16 protein-coding genes are annotated in these 19,891 nt (G+C 62.1%); 9 read left to right on the forward strand and 7 right to left on the reverse strand.

Annotated features, from left to right (window positions below):
• The first annotated feature begins 39 nt into the window (after nt 1-39).
• Nucleotides 40-348, forward strand: a complete 309-nt coding sequence (locus NZ453_RS15305; protein ID WP_263771568.1) for a DUF2160 domain-containing protein — start codon at nt 40-42, stop codon at nt 346-348.
• 91 nt (nt 349-439) lie between these two features.
• Nucleotides 440-2,170, forward strand: coding sequence for an ABC transporter substrate-binding protein (locus tag NZ453_RS15310; protein WP_263771569.1), 1,731 nt, complete (start codon nt 440-442; stop codon nt 2,168-2,170).
• A gap of 200 nt (nt 2,171-2,370) precedes the next feature.
• Here the strand turns inward: NZ453_RS15310 and NZ453_RS15315 are convergent, their stop codons facing one another.
• The 6 genes from NZ453_RS15315 to NZ453_RS15340 form a co-directional block, all read right to left on the reverse strand.
• Entirely contained in the window at nt 2,371-4,014 is a 1,644-nt protein-coding gene (locus tag NZ453_RS15315) for a methyl-accepting chemotaxis protein (RefSeq protein WP_263771570.1), read from the reverse strand.
• A 156-nt stretch (nt 4,015-4,170) separates the two neighbouring features.
• Nucleotides 4,171-5,049: an NAD(P)-dependent oxidoreductase gene (locus tag NZ453_RS15320; protein WP_263771571.1), complete on the reverse strand. Its 879-nt coding sequence runs from the start codon at nt 5,047-5,049 to the stop codon at nt 4,171-4,173.
• A gap of 14 nt (nt 5,050-5,063) precedes the next feature.
• Nucleotides 5,064-6,566: a tripartite tricarboxylate transporter permease gene (locus tag NZ453_RS15325; protein WP_263771572.1), complete on the reverse strand. Its 1,503-nt coding sequence runs from the start codon at nt 6,564-6,566 to the stop codon at nt 5,064-5,066.
• A gap of 71 nt (nt 6,567-6,637) precedes the next feature.
• Nucleotides 6,638-7,138, reverse strand: a complete 501-nt coding sequence (locus tag NZ453_RS15330; protein WP_263771573.1) for a tripartite tricarboxylate transporter TctB family protein — start codon at nt 7,136-7,138, stop codon at nt 6,638-6,640.
• Between the two features lie 82 nt (nt 7,139-7,220).
• On the reverse strand, nt 7,221-8,207 hold the full coding sequence (locus NZ453_RS15335) for a tripartite tricarboxylate transporter substrate binding protein (RefSeq protein WP_263771574.1): 987 nt from the start codon (nt 8,205-8,207) through the stop codon (nt 7,221-7,223).
• Between the two features lie 65 nt (nt 8,208-8,272).
• Complete coding sequence (locus tag NZ453_RS15340) at nt 8,273-9,307, reverse strand: 4-hydroxythreonine-4-phosphate dehydrogenase PdxA (RefSeq protein WP_263771577.1); 1,035 nt, start codon at nt 9,305-9,307, stop codon at nt 8,273-8,275.
• A gap of 181 nt (nt 9,308-9,488) precedes the next feature.
• Here NZ453_RS15340 and NZ453_RS15345 point away from each other — a divergent pair, with 181 nt between their 5' ends.
• A complete protein-coding gene (locus NZ453_RS15345) occupies nt 9,489-10,190 on the forward strand; it encodes a GntR family transcriptional regulator (protein WP_263771578.1) in 702 nt (233 codons plus the stop codon).
• A gap of 97 nt (nt 10,191-10,287) precedes the next feature.
• On the opposite strand, the gene NZ453_RS15350 is transcribed toward NZ453_RS15345, so the two are convergent.
• Nucleotides 10,288-11,280 (reverse strand): sugar-binding transcriptional regulator, encoded by a 993-nt coding sequence (locus NZ453_RS15350; RefSeq protein WP_263771579.1) that lies wholly within the window; start codon nt 11,278-11,280, stop codon nt 10,288-10,290.
• 135 nt (nt 11,281-11,415) lie between these two features.
• On the opposite strand from NZ453_RS15350, the gene NZ453_RS15355 reads away from it, so the two are divergent.
• The 6 genes from NZ453_RS15355 to NZ453_RS15380 all read left to right on the forward strand — a co-directional run bounded on the left by NZ453_RS15355 (nt 11,416) and on the right by NZ453_RS15380 (nt 19,875).
• Complete coding sequence (locus tag NZ453_RS15355) at nt 11,416-11,874, forward strand: RpiB/LacA/LacB family sugar-phosphate isomerase (RefSeq protein ID WP_263771580.1); 459 nt, start codon at nt 11,416-11,418, stop codon at nt 11,872-11,874.
• Between the two features lie 77 nt (nt 11,875-11,951).
• Nucleotides 11,952-12,740 (forward strand): triose-phosphate isomerase family protein, encoded by a 789-nt coding sequence (locus tag NZ453_RS15360; protein ID WP_263771581.1) that lies wholly within the window; start codon nt 11,952-11,954, stop codon nt 12,738-12,740.
• A gap of 204 nt (nt 12,741-12,944) precedes the next feature.
• Nucleotides 12,945-14,657 (forward strand): dihydroxyacetone kinase family protein, encoded by a 1,713-nt coding sequence (locus NZ453_RS15365; RefSeq protein ID WP_263771582.1) that lies wholly within the window; start codon nt 12,945-12,947, stop codon nt 14,655-14,657.
• A gap of 525 nt (nt 14,658-15,182) precedes the next feature.
• Entirely contained in the window at nt 15,183-16,970 is a 1,788-nt protein-coding gene (locus NZ453_RS22080; protein ID WP_263771583.1) for an FAD-dependent oxidoreductase, read from the forward strand.
• Entirely contained in the window at nt 16,967-18,817 is a 1,851-nt protein-coding gene (locus tag NZ453_RS15375; RefSeq protein ID WP_263771584.1) for a 2-oxoacid:acceptor oxidoreductase subunit alpha, read from the forward strand. The genes NZ453_RS22080 and NZ453_RS15375 overlap by 4 nt, the downstream gene beginning before the upstream one ends.
• On the forward strand, nt 18,814-19,875 hold the full coding sequence (locus NZ453_RS15380; RefSeq protein ID WP_263771585.1) for a 2-oxoacid:ferredoxin oxidoreductase subunit beta: 1,062 nt from the start codon (nt 18,814-18,816) through the stop codon (nt 19,873-19,875). Before NZ453_RS15375 ends, NZ453_RS15380 begins: the two co-directional genes overlap by 4 nt.
• Nucleotides 19,876-19,891 lie beyond the last annotated feature (16 nt).

Consider the following 19,891-nt stretch of genomic DNA (forward strand, 5'->3'; position numbering starts at 1 on the left):
AAGGGCTTCGCGATGGGCCGCGTTTGATTGGAGATCAACATGCTTGAATGGATGGCGTGGACCACGCCGGTAGCGGTCTTCTTTTCCAGCATCGCCCTCATGCTCGTCGGTATGACGGTTTGGGAAATCCGCTCGCCGACGATTTCCCGCAAGGGATTCCTGCCGATCGAAACCACGCGCGGCGACCGCTTGTTCATCGGTCTGCTCGCCGCCGCCTATGTGAACCTCGGCTTCGTCGGCATCAGCGGCAAGCTGGCCGAATGGTTCGGGCTCGAGAACGACCCCTCGATCTGGATCAGTTTTGTGCTCTCGATGGGACTTCTCGTATTCATCATGCGCAAGGGTTAGGGACTTTTGGACAACAAGCACGGCTTGCTTTCCCCTGGAGCCGAGAGAACAGCCAAGACACAGGGGTCAAACGTATCGGAGGAAAATGATTGTGAAACTACGCTATCACGCATTGACCGTCGCAATCGCCTGCGCCACTGGCGGGCAAGCCTGGGCCGACGAGGCCGCCGCGAAGAAGTGGATCGACAACGAGTTCCAGCCGTCCACGCTCTCCAAAGAACAGCAGATGGCCGAGATGAAGTGGTTCATCGACGCCGCCGCAAAACTCAAGGCGAAGGGCGTCAACGACATCAGCGTCGTCTCGGAAACCATCACCACGCATGAGTACGAGTCGAAGACGCTGGCCAAGGCGTTTGCCGAAATCACCGGCATCAACGTCAAGCACGACCTGATTCAGGAAGGCGACGTCGTCGAGAAACTGCAGACGTCGATGCAGTCGGGCAAGTCGATCTATGACGGATGGATCAGCGACTCCGACTTGATCGGGACCCATTACCGGTACGGCAAGATCATGAACCTGACCGACTACATGGCGGGCAAGGGCAAGGAATGGACGAACCCGGGACTCGATGTGGAGGACTTCATCGGCCGCAGCTTCACCACCGCGCCCGACAAGAAGATGTACCAGTTGCCGGATCAGCAGTTCGCCAACCTCTACTGGTTCCGTGCCGACCTCTTCGCGCGTCAGGATCTGAAGGACAAGTTCAAGGCCAAATACGGCTATGAGCTGGGCGTTCCGCTCAACTGGAGCGCCTACGAAGACATCGCCGAATTCTTCACCAACGACGTGAAGACGATCGACGGCAAGCCGATCTACGGGCACATGGACTACGGCAAGAAGGACCCGTCGCTCGGCTGGCGCTTCACCGATGCGTGGCTGTCGATGGCCGGGTCGGCCGACATCGGGATTCCGAACGGTATGCCCGTTGACGAATGGGGCATCCGCGTTACGCCTGACGGTTGTCATCCGGTCGGCGCTTCGGTCGCGCGCGGGGGGGCCACGAATTCCCCGGCGGCCGTCTATGCGCTCACCAAATACGTCGACTGGATGAAGAAGTATGCGCCCAAAGAAGCGACCGGCATGACCTTCGGCGAGGCCGGGCCGGTACCGGCGCAAGGCCAGATCGCGCAGCAGATCTTCTGGTACACCGCCTTCACGGCGGACATGACCAAGAAGGGCCTGCCCGTCGTGAACGAGGACGGCACGCCGAAGTGGCGCATGGCCCCTGGCCCGAACGGCCCGTACTGGAAGCAAGGCATGCAGAACGGCTATCAGGACGTCGGTTCGTGGACCTTCTTCGAGGCACACGATCCTAACCGCCTAGCCGCGGCCTGGCTCTATGCCCAGTTCGTGACGTCGAAGACGACGTCGTTGAAGAAGACGCTCGTTGGTCTGACGCCGATCCGCGAATCCGACATCCAGTCGCAAGCGATGACCGATGCCGCGCCGAAGCTCGGCGGACTGGTCGAGTTCTATCGCAGCCCGGCGCGCGTGGCCTGGACACCGACGGGGACCAACGTGCCCGACTATCCGAAACTTGCGCAACTGTGGTGGAAGAACGTCGCCGTCGCGGTAACGGGCGAGAAGACGCCGCAGCAGGCGATGGACAACCTGGCCGAAGAAATGGATCAGGTGATGGCAAGACTGGAACGCGCCGGGATGGCCCGTTGCGCCCCGAAGATGAACAAGAAGGGCGACCCGAACCAGTACTTGAGCGACAAGGCGGCCCCGTGGAAGAAGCTCGCGAACGAGAAGCCGAAGGGCGAGACCATCGCTTATGAGGCCCTGCTTAACGCCTGGAAGGCCGGCAAGGTCCGCTAAGGCGAGGCTAGCCGATCAAATCGGTCCCGGCCGCTTCGTCAGTTGTTGCCGCCCCGCGAGGGGCGGCAACAACGCCGTGTTTTCCAGATCGTGCGGCGCCCTTCGGGGCCGTGCGATGTCTCGTGACGCTGCAGAAATCACCTGCACGCGGCGCCTCTCGTTGCGTGCAATAGCGTGGATAGCGCCTGCAGCGCACTAGGCTAACTGGCCGGTAATTCGATCTCTCGGGTTTCGCTTAGGCGGAAGCGGCCCACACTCGACCGCAATGCTTCAGAGACATCGACCAAGGCCCGAGCGGTGTCTGCGACGGAGGTGACCGCCGCCGCGTTTTCCTCGGACATTTGGGCGATCGATTCGATCGTCCGCGCCAAGTCGGCCGAGGTGGCCTTTTGTTCCCGCAAGGCACCCGAGATGCTTTCGATCGATTGTCGCACCGTCGACGACGCCTCGTGGATTTCACCCATCGATTCGCTCGCGTCGCGCGCCGTTCCGGCTACCTGCCCGACGACCTGCCGGCTTGCCTCGGTGCTCGTCACGGTGGTCACGGCACCCTGCTGAATGGCCGAAATGACCGATGCGATTTCCTTGACCGATCCGGTTGTTCGCTCGGCCAGCTTTCTTACCTCGTCAGCCACCACCGCAAAGCCACGTCCCTGTTCTCCGGCTCGTGCCGCTTCGATGGCGGCGTTGAGCGCGAGCAAGCTCGTCTGATCGGCGACTTCCTGAATCACCTGCGTGATGCCGCTGATCTCCTTGACCTGCTCGGACAAGGTTCGGACCTCACCCGCGGTGTGCTCAACTTGAGTGGCTACGTCCCCGATCTGCTTGGCGGCACGCTCCACGTCATCGCCGCTCGTCGTGGCGCGCTCGCCCGCCGTGACGGCATGTTCGTTGGCTTCGAGCGCGTTGTTGCCGATGTGCTCGATGCTCACCGTCAGTTCTTCAACTGCCGACGCGGCGGCCGCCGTCGCTCCGGTCTGTGCTTCGGTACTCGTGGACACCTGTTGTGCAGCGGTCGATAACTGAGTCGCCGACGCGCCGACCCGGCCGGCATGCTGGGCGATCTCGCCGATCGTTGTGCCGAGGTCCCGCCGCATCTTGTCCAGCGAATCGAGCAGTTGGCCGACTTCGTCGTTGGCACCCGTCTTGGAAGTGAACTCGGTCAGATCCCCGGCCGCGATTGTCGCCGCGACGGTGTTGGCTTGCGCAATACGCTGCGTGAGGGCGCGCCGGGTCTGGAGTCCGACGCCGGCGAGCACGAAGAACATGACGAGAACGACGGCACCTGCCGTCAGATCCGCCTGTCGCCTGGCGGCTGCCGCGATGGCCGCTTGCCTTTCGCCTTCTTCGTCGTTGAAACGCATGTGGGCGAGCAACTGGTTGGTCAGTTTGTCGATCACCGGCTTGCCGTTGGCGATTTCTGCCAGCGCGTCCTCGTTCCGGTAGTCGCGAGAAGCGGCACGGACCACGTCAATGACGTTCAGGAATTCGCCCAACGTCTTCCGTTCCTCATCGAGCAGACGGTGGTCTTCGTCATTGACGAGCAAGGTTTCGTAGTTCTTGAGGTCGTCATTCAGGCGGCCAATGTCGTCCTCCAGCGTCTTCTCGATTTCCAGTTTGACCTTCGGGTCGTTGGTTACCGCGTGCGTCAGCGTACTGGTCTGGATACGGAAGAAGGAGATCAGCGCCTTATTGAGCGCCTGCAGGTTGGTCACCGTTTTCTCGTTGCCGTAGTTCGCGGCCGAATACACACGGGCGATCTGGTAGTGATTCATGCCAGACAACAGCAGCACGCAAGCGAGAGAAACGGCCACTAGGATCATCAATCGTCGAGAAATAGTCATCGTTCGTGCCCTCATGCAGAGATAGAAAAAGGTACAAGGTAACGACAGGGCAAGGATGTATTGAGCGCTCGAGCATGCTCAAAACATCCTTCGCTCCTCCCTGTCGCTCCGCGACAATCGTCGATTCGGGGCGGATGGCGGGAGAATCCCTGCTTGCTACCGGTTGCGAACCTGCGGATCGAGGAGGGCGCTGACGTAGCGGTCGCCGAGGTCGGCGACGGCCGCGCTTGAGAAGACGCGGCGGATTTCCTCACCGACCGCGCTTTTGCCACGTGTGGAGGATTCCGCGAGACGGCAGAAGTAACCGATGTCCTTGAGCGCATTACGCACGGTGAACTGGCTACCGTCGAAGTTTCCTTCGAGCGCCGGTTTCACCATTTTTTCCAGGGTGCCCGAACGGGCGGCACCCGCTTCCATTACCGAGTACAGCGCGTGCCAGTCGACGCCGAAGTCGGCCGCCCGGGTGTAGGCCTCGGCGAGCAACACGACGGTGCCCTGGCTAACGAAATTATTGAGCAGTTTTGCCAGGTGGCCGGTGCCGACATCGCCGACCCGGTGCACTGCTTTGGAGTAGCGGATGGCGAGTTCGCGGACGCGCGGGAACAAGGATTCCTCGCAACCGACGAGCGACCCGAGCGTGCCCGCCTGTGCCTGTGCCGGGCCGCCGGTGACCGGCGCGTCGGCGTATTCCACCCCCCGTGCACGCAGTCCGGCGGCAATCTGACGCGTGATTTCGGGATACGACGTAGTTACGTCGACGACGAGGTGCCCGGGGTGCAGATCGGGCGTTAGTCCGGCAATAACCGACTGCACGGTGCCGGCATTGTCGACGCAGAGGAATATGACGTCGCTGGCGCGCGCCAGTATGCCGAAGTCGCTCGTTTCCCGAGCTCCACGCTCAAGCAGCCCGGCGATCCCGTCTCGCCTTTTGTGGATGTAAATGGTCAGTGGATGGCCGGCGGCGAGCAAGTTGTCCGCCATGCCGCGCCCCATGAGACCGGCACCAATGAAACCGATTCTGGGTAGTTCGGACATCGGTGCCGTTCCTTCTAGGCGGCCTGGCCGCGCGCGCGCTGGATCAGCTTGCTGATCAGCGGCCAGAACAGGAGCACCATCGCGACGACCATGATTCCCGCGACCAGCGTCGAGTTGGTCCAGAAAATCGATAGCGATCCTTTTGAGAAAATCATCGATTGCCGGAATGCATCCTCGGTCTTGTCGCCGAGGACCATCGCCAACACCATCGGCGCGATCGGATAGTCGAGCTTCTTGAGCAGGTAGCCGAAGACGCCGAAAACAAGCGCCAGCCACAAATCGAGCCGCGCACCGCTGATCTGGTAAGCGCCGATGAAGCACACCACGACGATCATCGGGCCGATGATCGAGAACGGAACGCGCAGGATCGCGGCAAAGAGAGGCACCGTCGCGAGGACAAGGACGACGGCCATGACGTTGCCGAGGTACATGCTGGCAATCGTTCCCCAGACGAAGTCCGGACGCTCGATGAAGAGCATCGGGCCGGGCGTCAGGCCCCAGATCATCAGGCCGCCCATCATGACCGCGGCGGTCGCCGAGCCCGGAACGCCGAGGGCGAGCATCGGCAGAATCGCGCAGGTACCGGCCGAGTGGTCGGCCGTTTCCGGCGCCACGACGCCAGCGGGCTCACCCTTGCCGAAGCCGTCCTTACGTCTCGAGAACCGCTTGGCCAGACCGTAGCTCATGAACGACGCCGCCGTGGGGCCGCCAGGCGTGATGCCCATCCAGCAGCCGATCAAGGCGCTACGCACCAAGGTCACGATATGCGAAGGCAGCGTGGCGATCGCACGAAACACGTCGCGCATGCGGATGCGAGCGTGGATGCCTTCGAAGCGCAGGCCTTCCTCCATCGTCTGGATGAGCTCACCGAGACCGAACAAACCGATCACGGCGACAAGGAAGCTGATGCCTTTGATCAGTTCCGGGAAGCCGAAGGTGAGGCGCGTGTTGCCCGAGATGCCGTCCATGCCGACCGTGGCAAAGCCGAAACCGAGCATCATCGAAACGATGGCCTTGAACGGCGACGCGCTGCCCATGCCGATGAAGCTGCAGAAGGTCAGCAGATACACCGCGAAATACTCCGGCGAGCTGAACTTCAGGGCGAACTGCGTGACCCAGCCGGAGAGCATGGTGATCACGGCGACGCCGACGAGTGCGCCGATGCCGGCCGAAACGAAGGCCAGCGTCAACGCGTGCGTGGCGTGGCCCTGCTGGGCCATCGGATAGCCATCGAACGTGGTGGCCACCGACGACGGTTCGCCTGGGATATTGAATAGGATCGACGTCGTCGACCCGCCGAACAACGCTCCCCAATACATGCTGGTAAGCAGAATGATCGCCGACACGGGGTCCATCGTGAAGGTCAGCGGAATCAGCAGCGATACGCCATTCGGAGCGCCGAGCCCCGGCAGGACGCCGACCAGGATGCCGAGCAGAACGCCGGCCGCCATGAGCGCGAGATGGTAGGCGGAGAAGACGATTCCGAAGCCTGCCATCAGGTTGCCAAAATTGTCCAAGGTGTTCCTCCCTAATTTATGCCTTCAAGCCGGCTGTGTGTACCTGTTGTACGTAGGTACGCCGTGCCATCTCAGTAAATCTTCAGCCAGGCTTCCAGAGGGCCTTTGAGCAGCGGCACTTGGAACCACTTTTCGAAAACGAAGTAGAAAACGACGATTGTCCCGAGGCATACCGACAGTGCCTTGGGTGCGGAGTATTTGCCCTGGATCGTCATGACGCCGAACAGATAGAGCGCCAACGAAACGTAGAGGCCGAGCACCATCGAGGCGGCGACGAAAGCGAACATGGGCAGGAAGAACAGCAAGATGCGATGCCCTTGCTCGCGAGTGAGGAAGACCTCCTGGCGGTCCCGGTGGGTAAGGAACGCCTGCACCAGGACGCCTGCGCTGGCGAGCATGATGAACAGGCCGATATAGAACGGGAAGTAGCCAGGTTCGGGCCCGGCATCGCCCCAACCGGTGCCGAACTCGGTCGATCCGTAGCAGACGATCGCGCCGAGCAGGCCGGTGAAACAGGCGACCCCGACCTCCATCGAGAAACGGCTTAACAGGGTCCCGGAAGGGTTCTGCATGAGACACACTCCACTCTGATTGTAAAAAGGGGCGGGGATTACCCGCCCCGAATACTGCCGGAGACGCTTCGTTTATTTCAGCTTATTGAACCATCCACTTTTCGCGCTTGAATACGTCGGTCGCGCGTTCGGCATCCTGCTTGATGTAGCTCTTCAACGCGTCGCCGGTCATGAAGCGGTCGGTCTGCGACGTCTTTTCGATATATGCCTTCCATTCGGGCTTTTCGCTGACCTTCTTCAAGATATCCGTGTAGAAGGCAACTGCATCATTCGAAACACCCGTCGGTAACCAGACCGTGCGCGGCATCTGGTACGTCGAGATCGGCACACCGGATTCCTTACAGGTCGGGATGTCGCCCCATGACATGTCCTTCGTGACTTTCGGTCCTTGCGCCATGCGTTCCGGGCTGAACACGCAGAGCGGACGCACCATGCCGGCCTTCCACTGGCCGATGTTCTCGCTAGGGTTGTTCACGTTCGCGTCGATGTGCGCGCCGGCAAGCTGCACAGCCGCTTCACCACCGCTCTTGAACGGAATATAAGTGAATTTCGCACCGGTGGCGGCACCTATCATGCTGACCAGCGTCTGGTCCGTGTCCTTCGATTGCGAACCGCCCATCTTCAGCTCAGCCTTCTTGCCGGCTTCAATGAAACTCTTCGCGTCCTTATACGGCGCTTGCGCATTGACCCAGATCAGGAAGTCGTCGAGAGCCAAGGCGGCGACGGGCACCAGCGCGTCCGCGGTGTAGCCCATCTTGGCGACCAGCGGCAGCAGATATTCGTTGTTCGTGCCGAAGGTGACCTTGTACGGGTCGGCGCCGTTGCCCGAGCCGTAGACGAAGCCTTCACTGCCGCTGCCGCCGCCCTTGTTTACCACGACGATCGGCGCATCCATCAGCTTGTACTTGAGGATAATCGACTGGATCGTCCGGGCGAACGTGTCGGTACCACCACCGGCACCCGAGGCGACAACGAATTCAACGGGTTTTTCCGGTACCCAGGCCGCGCTGGCGGCCGTTGCGTACAGAGCGCTCGCCAGCAACGTGGCGGTCAACTTGATTCTGGACATCGTTTGGCTCCTTGTGTTGTGTTGAAGCTCGTTGATAAAACTTCAATGCAGCGGTCGGGTCTTGTTCATTGCCCTTGCCGTGCCGCGATCGAACGCGCCGCCATGCGTGCGGCGAGGAGGATAGCCTCCCGCGTCGCTCCCATATTGGCGATGCCTTTCCCCACAATGTCGTACGCCGTCCCATGGGCTGGCGTGCAGATCGGGAAGGGGAATCCGCCGAGGAAGGTCACGCCGCGGTCGAAGCCCATGAGCTTCATCGCGATTTGCCCTTGATCGTGATACATCGAGAGGACGGCGTCGAACTGGCCGCCTTTTGCGCGCAAATATACGGTGTCGGCCGGGAACGGCCCGGAGACGTTGAGTCCGTGGGCAACGCCGGCTTTTACCGCGGGTTCGATGACCTCGATTTCCTCAAGCCCGAAATTGCCGCCGTCTCCGGCGTGCGGGTTAAGACCGGCGACGCCGATGCGCGGATTGGCAAACCCGGCAGCGCGCAGGCAACGGTCCGTCAGCGCCATCTCATCGAGGATGCGCTGCACCGAAATATTCGCCGCGACTTGTGACAAGGGCAGGTGCGAAGTAACGCGAGCGTTCCACAGGCTGCCCAGAATATTGAATTCCCGGGCGTGGCCATTGAAGCCGATCACTTCGGCGACGAAACGGATCTCGTCGTCGTAGCCCAGATAGACGTAGCGCATGGCCTTCTTGTTGAACGGCGTAAAACACACGGCGTCCGCTTGGCCCTTGTGGGCCAAGGTCAAAGCGCGCCTGAAATTCTCCAGCGCGAAGGCGCCTCCTTCGGGAGTCGCTTCACCGCGCTTCACGTCGCTGGGTGCGAGGTGATGCAGATCGACGAAAACGGGGCGTTCACCGGGAACATACGGCTCGTCCGCCTTCACTGCGGCGACGTCCACTTTCGTCCCTGCGATACGGGCGCCGTCCTCAAGGATGCGCATATCGCCGAAAACCACGAAATCCGCAGCGGCACGCGCTTCGTCGAGAGCGAGCAGCTTGGCGGTCAATTCGGGGCTGATACCCGCGGGGTCGCCCATGGCCAATGCAATAACGGGGCGCCGTGCGGCAGATGCAGTTTGGGTCACGAAGACTCTCCTATAAGGTTTTTTGGAGTTTTCTTGCATCATGCGCCAGCTTGAACATTGTTGTCAACGATGTAACATGTAGAATCCTGAATTCAGAATGCAGAAAAACAGGGTCAACGGTATTGCATCGGCCGGCGCTAAAATACGCAGCCCGGTTTCCAGAAGAAGAGGGACTTAGCAAATGAACAATGGCGTGAATGGCACCTCCTCCGGTGCGCTCCGTCCGACCGAAGCCGGTGTATTACCGATCGAGCGCCCGACATTGCATAACGTGGTCGTCTCGCGCATCCGAGACATGATCATCGAAGGGCAATTGCCCGTCGGAGCCCGCATCCACGAAGGTCAACTCGGGCAACAACTCGGCGTCTCGCGAACGCCATTGCGGGAAGCGCTTAAAGTGTTGGCGACCGAAGGGTTGATCGAGTTGATTCCTAGCCGCGGCGCTTTCGTGCGTAAGCTGACGATCAAGGATGCCCGCGACATGCTCGATGTGCTGAGCACCTTGGAGGCGATGGCGGGGCCGATGGCCTGCCAGAACGCGAGCGACGACGATATCCGCGAAGTCCGCCGCCTGCACAACGAAATGCTCGCGTACTACCAGTCACGCAATCGCCTTGAGTATTTCAAGCGCAACCAGCTCATCCACTCGGCGCTGATTTCGCTCGCAGGCAATGAATCGCTCGCCCTGGTGCACGAGATCCTGCAGACGCGGATGAAGCGCATCCGTTTCATCGGCGACAAGACCGATGAATCGTGGGCGGCGGCTGTTCGGGATCACGAGGAAATGATCACCGCCCTGGAAGCTCGCGACGGAGTGCGGCTGGCGAAAGCCATGCTGGATCATCTCTCCGGGACGTGGGAGCGCATCCAGCACGCAATTTAGGCACTCGGCAGAGGGCGTCAGCGATCGCCTCTTTTTCCGTCCCCGGGAATGCGGCACGCATCCAGCCGCTACCGTCGACAGGGACGGATTTCTCCGCTCAAGCCGTGGCCGCCGCTTTACGGTTCGATGTCTTTGGGCGATTTTCCGGGGAGAGCAGGCGGCGGGCGACCGCTTCGTCCGTCACCAGGCAGTTTACGTAGCCCTTGTGCAGGATTGCCCGGATGACTTCGGCTTTATAAAGCCCGCCAGAAATCAGGAAGCTGTGCGGAATCGCCTTCAGGTCCGCCGGCGGCATGGCAATGACTTTTCTGTTCAGCGGGTGGTTCACGGGGTCGCCATCGGCACCCATGAACGTCCCGAGGAATTCGCCGATCGCGCCATCCTTTTCCAGCTGCGGCAGCTGTTCGTTCACGGTGTTGATCGCGGTCAGCTTCGTACGCGACGTCAGGTCACCGCACGAAACAAGCGCGATGTCGGCTTGTTTCGCACGTGCCATTACTTCGTTGACGCCGCTATGCGTAAGCAGGATCTCGCGGCTTTCCGCGCTGGGGCAATAGATTGGCGCCGTTACGTAGTAGCAATCGGCGCCGAGGGTGCGGGCGAGTTCCGTCGATACCTCGAACGTGTTCGTTTCCGAGCCTTTGGTGAGGCCGCCCATCAGCGACACGACGCAGGCGTCTTTCAGTTCGCGTTCGCGCAGGCGCTTGATACTGGCAATGAGCGTCCTTCCCCAACCAACGCCGATGCACTGGCCATCGGCGAGCAGGCTGTCGAGAACGACACCCGCCGCGTCGCCGAGCATACGCCGCTGCTGCTCATCGTCATCGGCCGAGGGGACGACCGAGACGAGCTTTAGACCGAATGCCGTTTTCAGGCGCTCCTCGAGTTCGACACAACTGACGAGCGGCAGGCGGATGTCGACCACCACCGAGCCGTCGGCGCGCAGTTGCCCGACGATGCGGTTTACGCGCGCCCTCGGCAAACCGAGCTTGTCCGAAATCTCCTGCTGCGTTAGCCCGGCGACGTAGTAATACCAGGCGATCCGTGCGCGTGTCTGCTCGTTGTAAAGGGTGGTTTCGCCGATGCTCATGGCCTCTCCTCCAAGACTTGCTGCGCGGGAAACGTCGTCCGACTTTCCCGCTTGAACAAATGTTGTTGCCAAAATACAAATGTATTATACTGAATTCAGCCGCAACTCATCACCCTAACGAAAGGTAGAAGCGCCATGAAAATCGCAGTCGCCGGTGACAGCGCCGGGGTCGGCCTGGCGGAAATCCTGACCGCCCATCTCGCCGGAATGAAAGGCATCGAAGCCGTCAATCTCAGCCACTCGCCCACCGGCGCGTCGGAATACTACGCCAACATCGCCGAGCGGGTGGCGCAGGCGATTCTCGCCAAGGAATTCGACCGCGGCATTCTCGTCTGCGGTACTGGCATCGGCGTGGCCATGTCGGCGAACAAGGTACCCGGCATCCGCGCCGCGCAGACGCATGACACGTTCTCGGCGGAGCGGGCGGCGAAGAGCAACAACGCGCACATCATCACCCTGGGCGCCCGCGTCGTGGCGCCGGAACTGGCGAAGACGATCGTCAACGCCTGGATCGCGTCGGACTTCGACCCGGCCGGGCCATCGGCGGGCAACGTTGCCGCGGTCGACGAACTCGACCACAAATACCGCAAGTAGCCGGCGTACACACCCGGCCGGCCAAGCTGGCATCGGCTCGGCCGGGATGACAACAAGAAGAGGAAACAGAGAGAGCCATGCGCCGACCTATCGCCGGAACCGGATGGAAGATGAACAACGGTGCGGCGGACGCCTACCGTTATGCCGCCGCGCTGAAACAGGCGTTGACCGGCGTGGATGTGTCCGGCATCGATGTCTTCGTCCTGCCGCCCTTCACGTCGCTCCACGCGGCGGGGGCGGCTTTCGCCAATTCGCCGGTCGCTATTGGCGGCCAGAACATGCATTGGGACGACGCGGGCGGTTGGACGGGCGAAATCTCGGCGCCCATGCTCGTCGAAGCCGGTTGCCGTTATGTTGAACTCGCGCACTCGGAACGCCTGCAACACTTCGGGGAAACCTACCCGCTCGTACGCCGCAAGGTCGACCAGGCGATGGCGGCCGGGCTCGTGCCGATCATCTGCCTGGGCGAAACCGCCGCCGAAAAGGCGGCCGGGCGTGCTGACGAAGTGCTCAGTGAGCAGGTGCTCACTTCTCTTGCGGGCCAGCCTATTGAAAGAACGGCCGACGTTGTTTTGGCCTACGAACCACGCTGGGCGATTGGCGCCGCGGACGCGGCCTCGCCCGAGTACGTCGCTGCGCGCCACGCCGCACTACGCCGGATACTGCGCGAGCACCGTGGCGAGAACGCTGCACTCGAAACGCGCATCCTGTACGGCGGATCGGTGACGCCCGAAAACGGAAAAGAACTGATCGAGATCGAGGACGTCGACGGCTTGTTCGTCGGCCGTGCGGCATGGAAAGCCGAAGGATTTGCTCGCATCGTTAAGATCGTCAGCGAGGCGGCGAGCCGCAAGAAGTCGTTTTGACGCATTCGCACGAGAGATCGAGCGCAAGATGACTAACCGATGCCGCCGCCGGGAGTCCACGATTGAGGGAAAGCTGTGGACGTGGAATTCGACTTCGAGTGCGGGCGGTAGCTGGGAGAACGGTATTACCGCGGCGCTCGCCCAGGGTGGCGCCGCAACTGACCTGGTATCTATTGCTAACCATTGCCTGTTGGGGGACCCCACATGACTTGCATACTCAATAACGCGGAAGACTTCGCTACGACGGCGATGGCCGGTTTCGCTTCGATCTACGCGCGTTCCGTGCGCCCGGTGACGGGCGGTGTCGTCCGTTCTACGGCCACGCCGGAGGGCAAGGTCGCCGTCGTGGTCGGCGGCGGTTCGGGCCACTACCCGGCCTTTGCCGGCTTCGTGGGGCCGGGCCTGGCCGATGCGGCGATCGCTGGCGACGTGTTCGCTTCGCCTTCGGCCCATAGCGTCGCCCACGTGTGCCGTCACGCCCACCGAGGCGGTGGCATCCTGCTCGGTTTCGGCAACTATGCGGGCGACGTGCTCAACTTCGGTTTGGCGGCCGAACGCCTGATGTCGGAAGGGATCGACGTGCGCATCCTGCCCGTTACCGACGACGTGGCCAGCGCCCCGGCCGACAAGGCGAGCCAGCGCCGCGGCGTGGCGGGCGACCTCGTCGTGTTCAAGATCGCCGGTGCAGCCGCCGAAGCGGGAAAGACCCTCGACGAGGTCGAGCGCATCGCGCGCCTGGCCAACAAACGCACCGTGTCTTTCGGCGTCGCCTTTACCGGCTGCACGCTGCCGGGTTCCAAGGAGCCGTTGTTTACGGTTCCGGCCCAGCGCATGGGCATCGGCCTCGGCATCCACGGGGAACCCGGGATCAGCGAAGACGACATTCGCCCGGCGGATGAGCTGGCTGTTACCCTGGTGGAACGCCTGGCCATGGAAAAGCCGGCTGGTTCCAACGGCCGCGTTGCGGTTGTTCTGAACGGCCTTGGTTGTACCAAGTATGAGGAGCTGTTCGTGCTATGGACAGGTGTCGAGGCGGCGCTCAAGAAGGCAGGCCTCACAGCGGTTCAGCCGGAAGTCGGCGAATTCGTGACGAGTCTCGATATGGCCGGTTGCTCGCTGACCCTCACTTGGCTGGACGACGAACTGGAACAATACTGGTGCGCACCCTGCGATACGCCCGTGCTGCGGCGCGGGGCGATCATCCCGACGCAGCCGGCGCCGGCGTTCTCCGAAGAAAAGGGAACGGTCACTTTCGGTCCGGCGTCTGCCCAATCGAAAGCCGACGGCAAGTGTGTCGCGGGTGTTCTCGGAGCCATTGCCAAGGCGTTGCGGGAAGCCGAAGCGGAACTTGGCCGTATCGACGCACTCGCCGGTGATGGCGACCACGGCCAAGGCATGACCCGCGGTTCGGCCGCCGCTGCCGAAGCCGCCGAACAAGCGGTGGCCGCCGGTGCCGGTGCCGCCAGTGTGCTTTCGGCCGCCGGTGACGCGTGGGCCGACCGCGCGGGCGGGACGTCCGGCGCGCTCTGGGGCCTTGCCTTGCGCACCTGGAGCGGTGCGCTCAGCGACGAAGCCCCGTTGACGGCGGAAGCCATCGCCAAAGGCGCGCAGGCCGGTTACGACGCGATCACCCGGCTTGGCCGTGCGCGCGTTGGCGACAAGACGTTGGTCGATGCGTTCGATCCGTTCGTTGCCACGCTGTGTGCCGAAGTCAGCAAGGGGCGGCCGCTCGCGGCGTCGTGGGCCGACGCCGCGCAGGCAGCGACCAAGGCCGCTGAAGCAACGGCGCAGCTCACCCCGAAACTCGGCCGCGCGCGCTCGCACACCGCGCGCAGCCTGGGTCATCCGGACGCGGGGGCCGTCTCTCTGGCGCTCTGCGCACGCGTCGTGGCGACCAAAATAGCGGATCCGTCCTGACAGAAAAGGCGCGGCCGCGGTAACGCGGCGGCGCCTTCTGCAACTTACGTGAACGACTTCGGGCGGTGGCTGGTAAGCGTGCCGCCCATATTCTTTCTGCCAAAGCCGCAGGTCGGCCATCCCTTTTCCGGCGGTGTTTTCCCACACTAAACACCCGGCATCACGTTCGTTTGTCGACGAATACCTTTCGCCCACGGCCGTCTCATAGCGGCTATCCAGCAGTCGAAGTGATTGCCTCCGACTACCACCAATACCGTTCCCAATCGGCTCTAGTTATTCCGAAAAATCGCCGTTCGGTCGGCGCCCGTCTACAATATGGCCTGCGCCTTCGGTGAGAGGCTTCCACCCTATCGCCGGACGTGCCCGCTTTCCTATCAGGGAGCCGGCGCCGCGCTTGTCGCGGTGGCAAGAAGAAAAACCGGGAAACCCGAGGGATTGCGCTACCAAGATGAAACGGCACGGACGCACGTGCCGATCAAATGGCCGCTGTCCTCTTTCCCTCTTCATACTGGAGTCTGAAAGCACGTGAAACCGACAAATACGGGTGGGCCCGACTACTACCACAAGGTCGTGGACTGCCAATGGGCGTGCCCCGCCCACACCCCGGTGCCCGAGTACATCCGGCTGATCGCCGGCGGGCGCTACTCCGACGCGTACATGATCAACTGGCACTCGAACGTGTTTCCGGGAATTCTCGGACGCGTTTGCGATCGTCCGTGCGAACCGGCATGCCGGCGCGGGCGTATCGACAAGGAGCCGGTAGCCATCTGCCGCCTCAAGCGAGTGGCCGCCGACCTCAAAGACGACATCAAGGAACAACTGCCGAAAGCGCCGGAGAAGAAGAACGGCAAACGCGTCGCCTGTGTCGGCGCGGGCCCGGCGTCGCTGACCGTTGCTCGCGACCTGGCGTTGCAGGGCTACGAAGTGAGCGTTTTCGACGCCGGCAAGGCCGCCGGTGGCATGGTGCGGACGCAAATTCCGAAATTCCGCCTGCCTGATAGCGTGCTCGACGAGGAATGCGGTTACATCATCGATCTGGGCGTTGATCTGCATCTCAATCACTGGATCGACAGCCTCAAGAAGATGCTCGACGAGCCGTGGGATGCCGTCTTCATCGGCACCGGCGCCCCGCGCGGCCGCGACGCAGACCTTCCGGGCCGCAAAGAGGCCGCCAAGCATATCCACATCGGCATCGACTGGCTCGCCAACGTTGCCTTCGGCCACACGACGAGCATTGCCCCGCGCGTCATCGTCCTCGGCGGCGGCAACACGGCGATGGACTGCTGCCGTTCGGCGCGCCGCCTTGGCGGCGCCGACGTCAAAGTCGTCGTGCGCAGCGGCTTCGACGAAATGAAAGCCTCTCCATGGGAAAAGGAAGAGGCGATGCACGAACAGATTCCCATCATCAACATGCACGTGCCGAAGGAATTTGTGCACGACAACGGCAAGTTGAAGGGCGTCATGTTCGAGATCGTCAAGGCCGAATACGACGAAAAGGGCCGACGCAAGCTCGTTCCCACCGGCGAGCCGGACGTGTTCATGGAATGCGACGAAGTGCTCGTCGCCATCGGCCAGGAAAACGCCTTCCCGTGGATCGAGAAGGATATCGGCATCGCATTCGACAAGTGGGGGCTGCCGGTCCTCAATGCCAAGACCTTCCAGTCCACGTTGCCGAAAGTCTTCTTCGGCGGCGATGCTGCGTTCGGTCCGAAGAACATCATCACGGCCGTGGCACACGGCCACGAAGCGGCGATCTCGATCGATCTCTTCTGCAAGGGACGCAACCTCGAACTGCGCGTGCCGCCCAACTTCAGCCTCGTCAGCCAGAAGATGGGCATCCACGAATGGATCTACGACAACCAAGTGTCCGAGGAGGAGCGCAAGAAGGTGCCGGTGAAGGCGCTTGAGAAGACGCTCAAGGACATCAAGCTTGAGCTCGAACTCGGGTTCGATCCGTTCATGGCCTGCTCGGAAGCCGAGCGCTGTCTCAATTGCGACGTGCAGACCGTTTTCAACGCCAAGACCTGCATCGAATGCGATGCCTGTGCCGACATCTGTCCCACCGAATGCATCACCTTCACGACCAACGGCGAGGAAGAAGATCTACGTACACGGTTGAAAGCGCCCGCCAAAAATCTTGATCAGGCCCTCGTTGTTTCCGATGCACTGAAAACGGGGCGGGTCATGGTCAAGGACGAGAACATCTGTCTTCATTGCGGCATGTGTGCCGAACGCTGTCCGACCGGAGCCTGGGACATGCAGAAATTTTTCCTGCAAGCCGCCCAGGCCGGCATGGAGGCCCCGAGAACATGAGTACCGTACAATCCCTCCGCAAGTGTAATGATTTTGTCATCAAGTTCGCCAACATCAACGGCACCGGTTCCGCCTCTGCCAACGAGATGTTCGCGCGTGCCGTAATGGGCATGGGCGTCCCGGTGGCGCCGCGCAACATCTTCCCGTCGAACATCCAGGGCATGCCGACGTGGTATGAGATGCGCGTCTCCGGCGAAGGCTGGCTCGGCCGCCAGGGCGGCTGCGACATGATGGTGGCAATGAACCCGCAGACGTGGGACCGCGACGTGGCCGAACTCGCGCCCGGCGGCTACCTCTTCTACGATTCGAGCAAGATGCTGCCGCGTTCGCGTTTCCGTGAGGACGTGACCGTGCTCGGCTTGCCGCTCACCGAGATGTGCAACCGGGAATACGCCGATCCGCGTCAGCGCCAGTTGCTCAAGAACATCATGTACGTCGGCGCGCTGACGGCGCTGCTCGACATGGAGTTCGCCGTCGTCGAGGGCCTGATCGCGCAGCAGTTCCGCGGCAAGGACAAGCTGATCAGCGCCAACGTCAATGCGCTCAAGCTCGGCTACGAACGCGCCAAAGCCGAGTTGCCATGCCCGATCGGTCTGACGGTGCAACGTTCGAACGGCGTCGGCGACCGCATCTTCGTCAACGGTAACGACGCTTGCGGCCTCGGCGCGGTGTACGGTGGCGCCACGGTGGCCGCCTGGTATCCGATCACCCCGTCGACCTCCGTCATCGAAGCCTTCAGCGCGTACTGCCGCAAGTTCCGCACCGACCCGGACAATGGCATGGCGCGCTACGCCATCGTGCAGGCCGAAGACGAGCTCGCCTCGATCGGCATGGTCATCGGCGCCTCGTGGAACGGCGCGCGCGCCTTTACGGCAACGTCGGGCCCCGGCATCTCGCTGATGCAGGAATTCTTCGGGCTGGCTTACTTCGCCGAAGTGCCGGCGGTGATTTTCGACGTGCAGCGCGGCGGTCCGTCGACCGGCATGCCGACGCGTACGCAGCAGTCCGACCTGATCTCCTGCGCCTACGCCTCGCACGGCGACACCAAACACGTGCTCCTCTTCCCCGAAGACCCGTACGAATGCTTCACGCTTGGCGCCCAGGCCTTTGACCTCGCCGAACGGCTGCAAACGCCAGTGTTCGTCATGGTCGACCTCGACATCGGCATGAACGAGGTGCTGTGCAAGCCGTTCGACTGGGACGACAGCCGACGCTACGATCGTGGCAAGGTGATGACCGCTGCCGAGCTCGAAGCCGGCAAGAACTTCGGCCGCTACCTCGACGTCGATGGCGACGGCATTCCCTATCGCACGATCCCCGGTACGCACCCGACGAAAGGCGCGTTCTTCAGCCGCGGCACGACGCGCAACGCCTACGCCAAGTACAGCGAGACGGGCACCGACTACGTCTACAACATGGAGCGCTTGCGCCGCAAACTCGAAACGGCGAAGAAGCTCGTGCCGGCTCCGATCGAGCAGAAAGCCAGCCTGCCGACCCGTTTTGGCGCGATCTACTACGGCTCGACGAGCCCGGCGATGGCCGAAGCCTTCGCCCTGCTCAAGGCGCAGCATATCCACGTTGACCTGATGCGGGTACGCGGCTTCCCGTTTGCCGACGAAGTCGTCGACTTCATCAACGATCACGACCACGTATTCATCGTCGAGCAGAACGAAAGCGGGCAGTTGCGCATGCTGCTCATCAACGAATGCGAAATCGATCCGAAGCGGCTGATCCGCGTCCTGCACTACGACGGCACGCCGATCACGGCACGCTTCATCGCCAATCGCATCGCCAACGTCATCAAGGAAAGCAACGTTACTCCGCTTCGCAAACAGGTGGCCTCATGACCTATCTCGCCAAACCAAAACTCCTGCGCCCCGATACGCCGCGCAATGCGCTCGGCTATACCAAGCGCGACTACGAAGGCTCGATCTCGACGCTCTGCGCCGGCTGCGGCCACGACTCGATCAGCGCGGCGGTCGTGCAGGCCTGCTTCGACCTCGACATCGAGCCGCACCGTGTCGCCAAGCTCTCCGGCATCGGCTGCTCGTCGAAGACGCCCGACTATTTCCTGGGCAACTCGCACGGCTTCAACACGACGCACGGGCGCATGCCGTCGGTATTGACCGGCGCGGCGCTCGCCAACCGCGACCTGTTGTACATGGGTGTCTCCGGTGACGGCGACTCGGCGTCGATCGGCATCGGGCAATTCGCCCACGCCATGCGGCGCGGCGTCAACATGGTCTATCTCGTCGAGAACAACGGCGTCTATGGCCTCACCAAGGGTCAATTCTCGGCCACGGCCGACAAGGGGTCGAAGAGCAAGCGCGGCGTCGTGAACAACGACACGCCGATCGATCTGGTCACGCTCGCCTTGCAGCTTGGCGCGACCTACGTCGCCCGCAGCTTCTCCGGTGACAAGGAGCAGTTGGTCCCGCTGATCAAAGGAGCGATGCGCCACCGAGGTTCGGCATTGATCGACGTGATCAGCCCGTGCGTTACCTTCAACAACCACGCCGGGTCGACGAAGAGTTACGACTACGTGCGCGAGCACAATGAGGCCATCAACCGGCTCGACGTAATTCTGCCCAAGGACAAGATCACCGCGACGTATGCTCCGGGCGAACTGCGCCGTATCGTGCAACACGACGGCTCGGTGCTGCACCTGCGCAAGTTGCACGAGGAGTACGACCCCTCGGACCGCGTGGGCGCCATGAATTACCTGCAGGAGCGCGCTGCGCTCGGCGAGATCGTCACCGGCCTCATCTATGTCGACAGCAGCGCCGAGGATCTGCACCGTTACCTGAACACCGTGGAAAAGCCGCTCAACCAGTTGGACGACGCGGAGTTGTGCCCCGGTAGCGCCGCCTTGCACGCCCTCAATGAGTCGCTGCGTGGGCACTGACCGGCACGGGAAACTA

The organism is Propionivibrio soli (genome assembly GCF_025770765.1).
In the GTDB taxonomy this organism is placed as follows: Bacteria; Pseudomonadota; Gammaproteobacteria; order Burkholderiales; family Rhodocyclaceae; genus Propionivibrio; species Propionivibrio soli.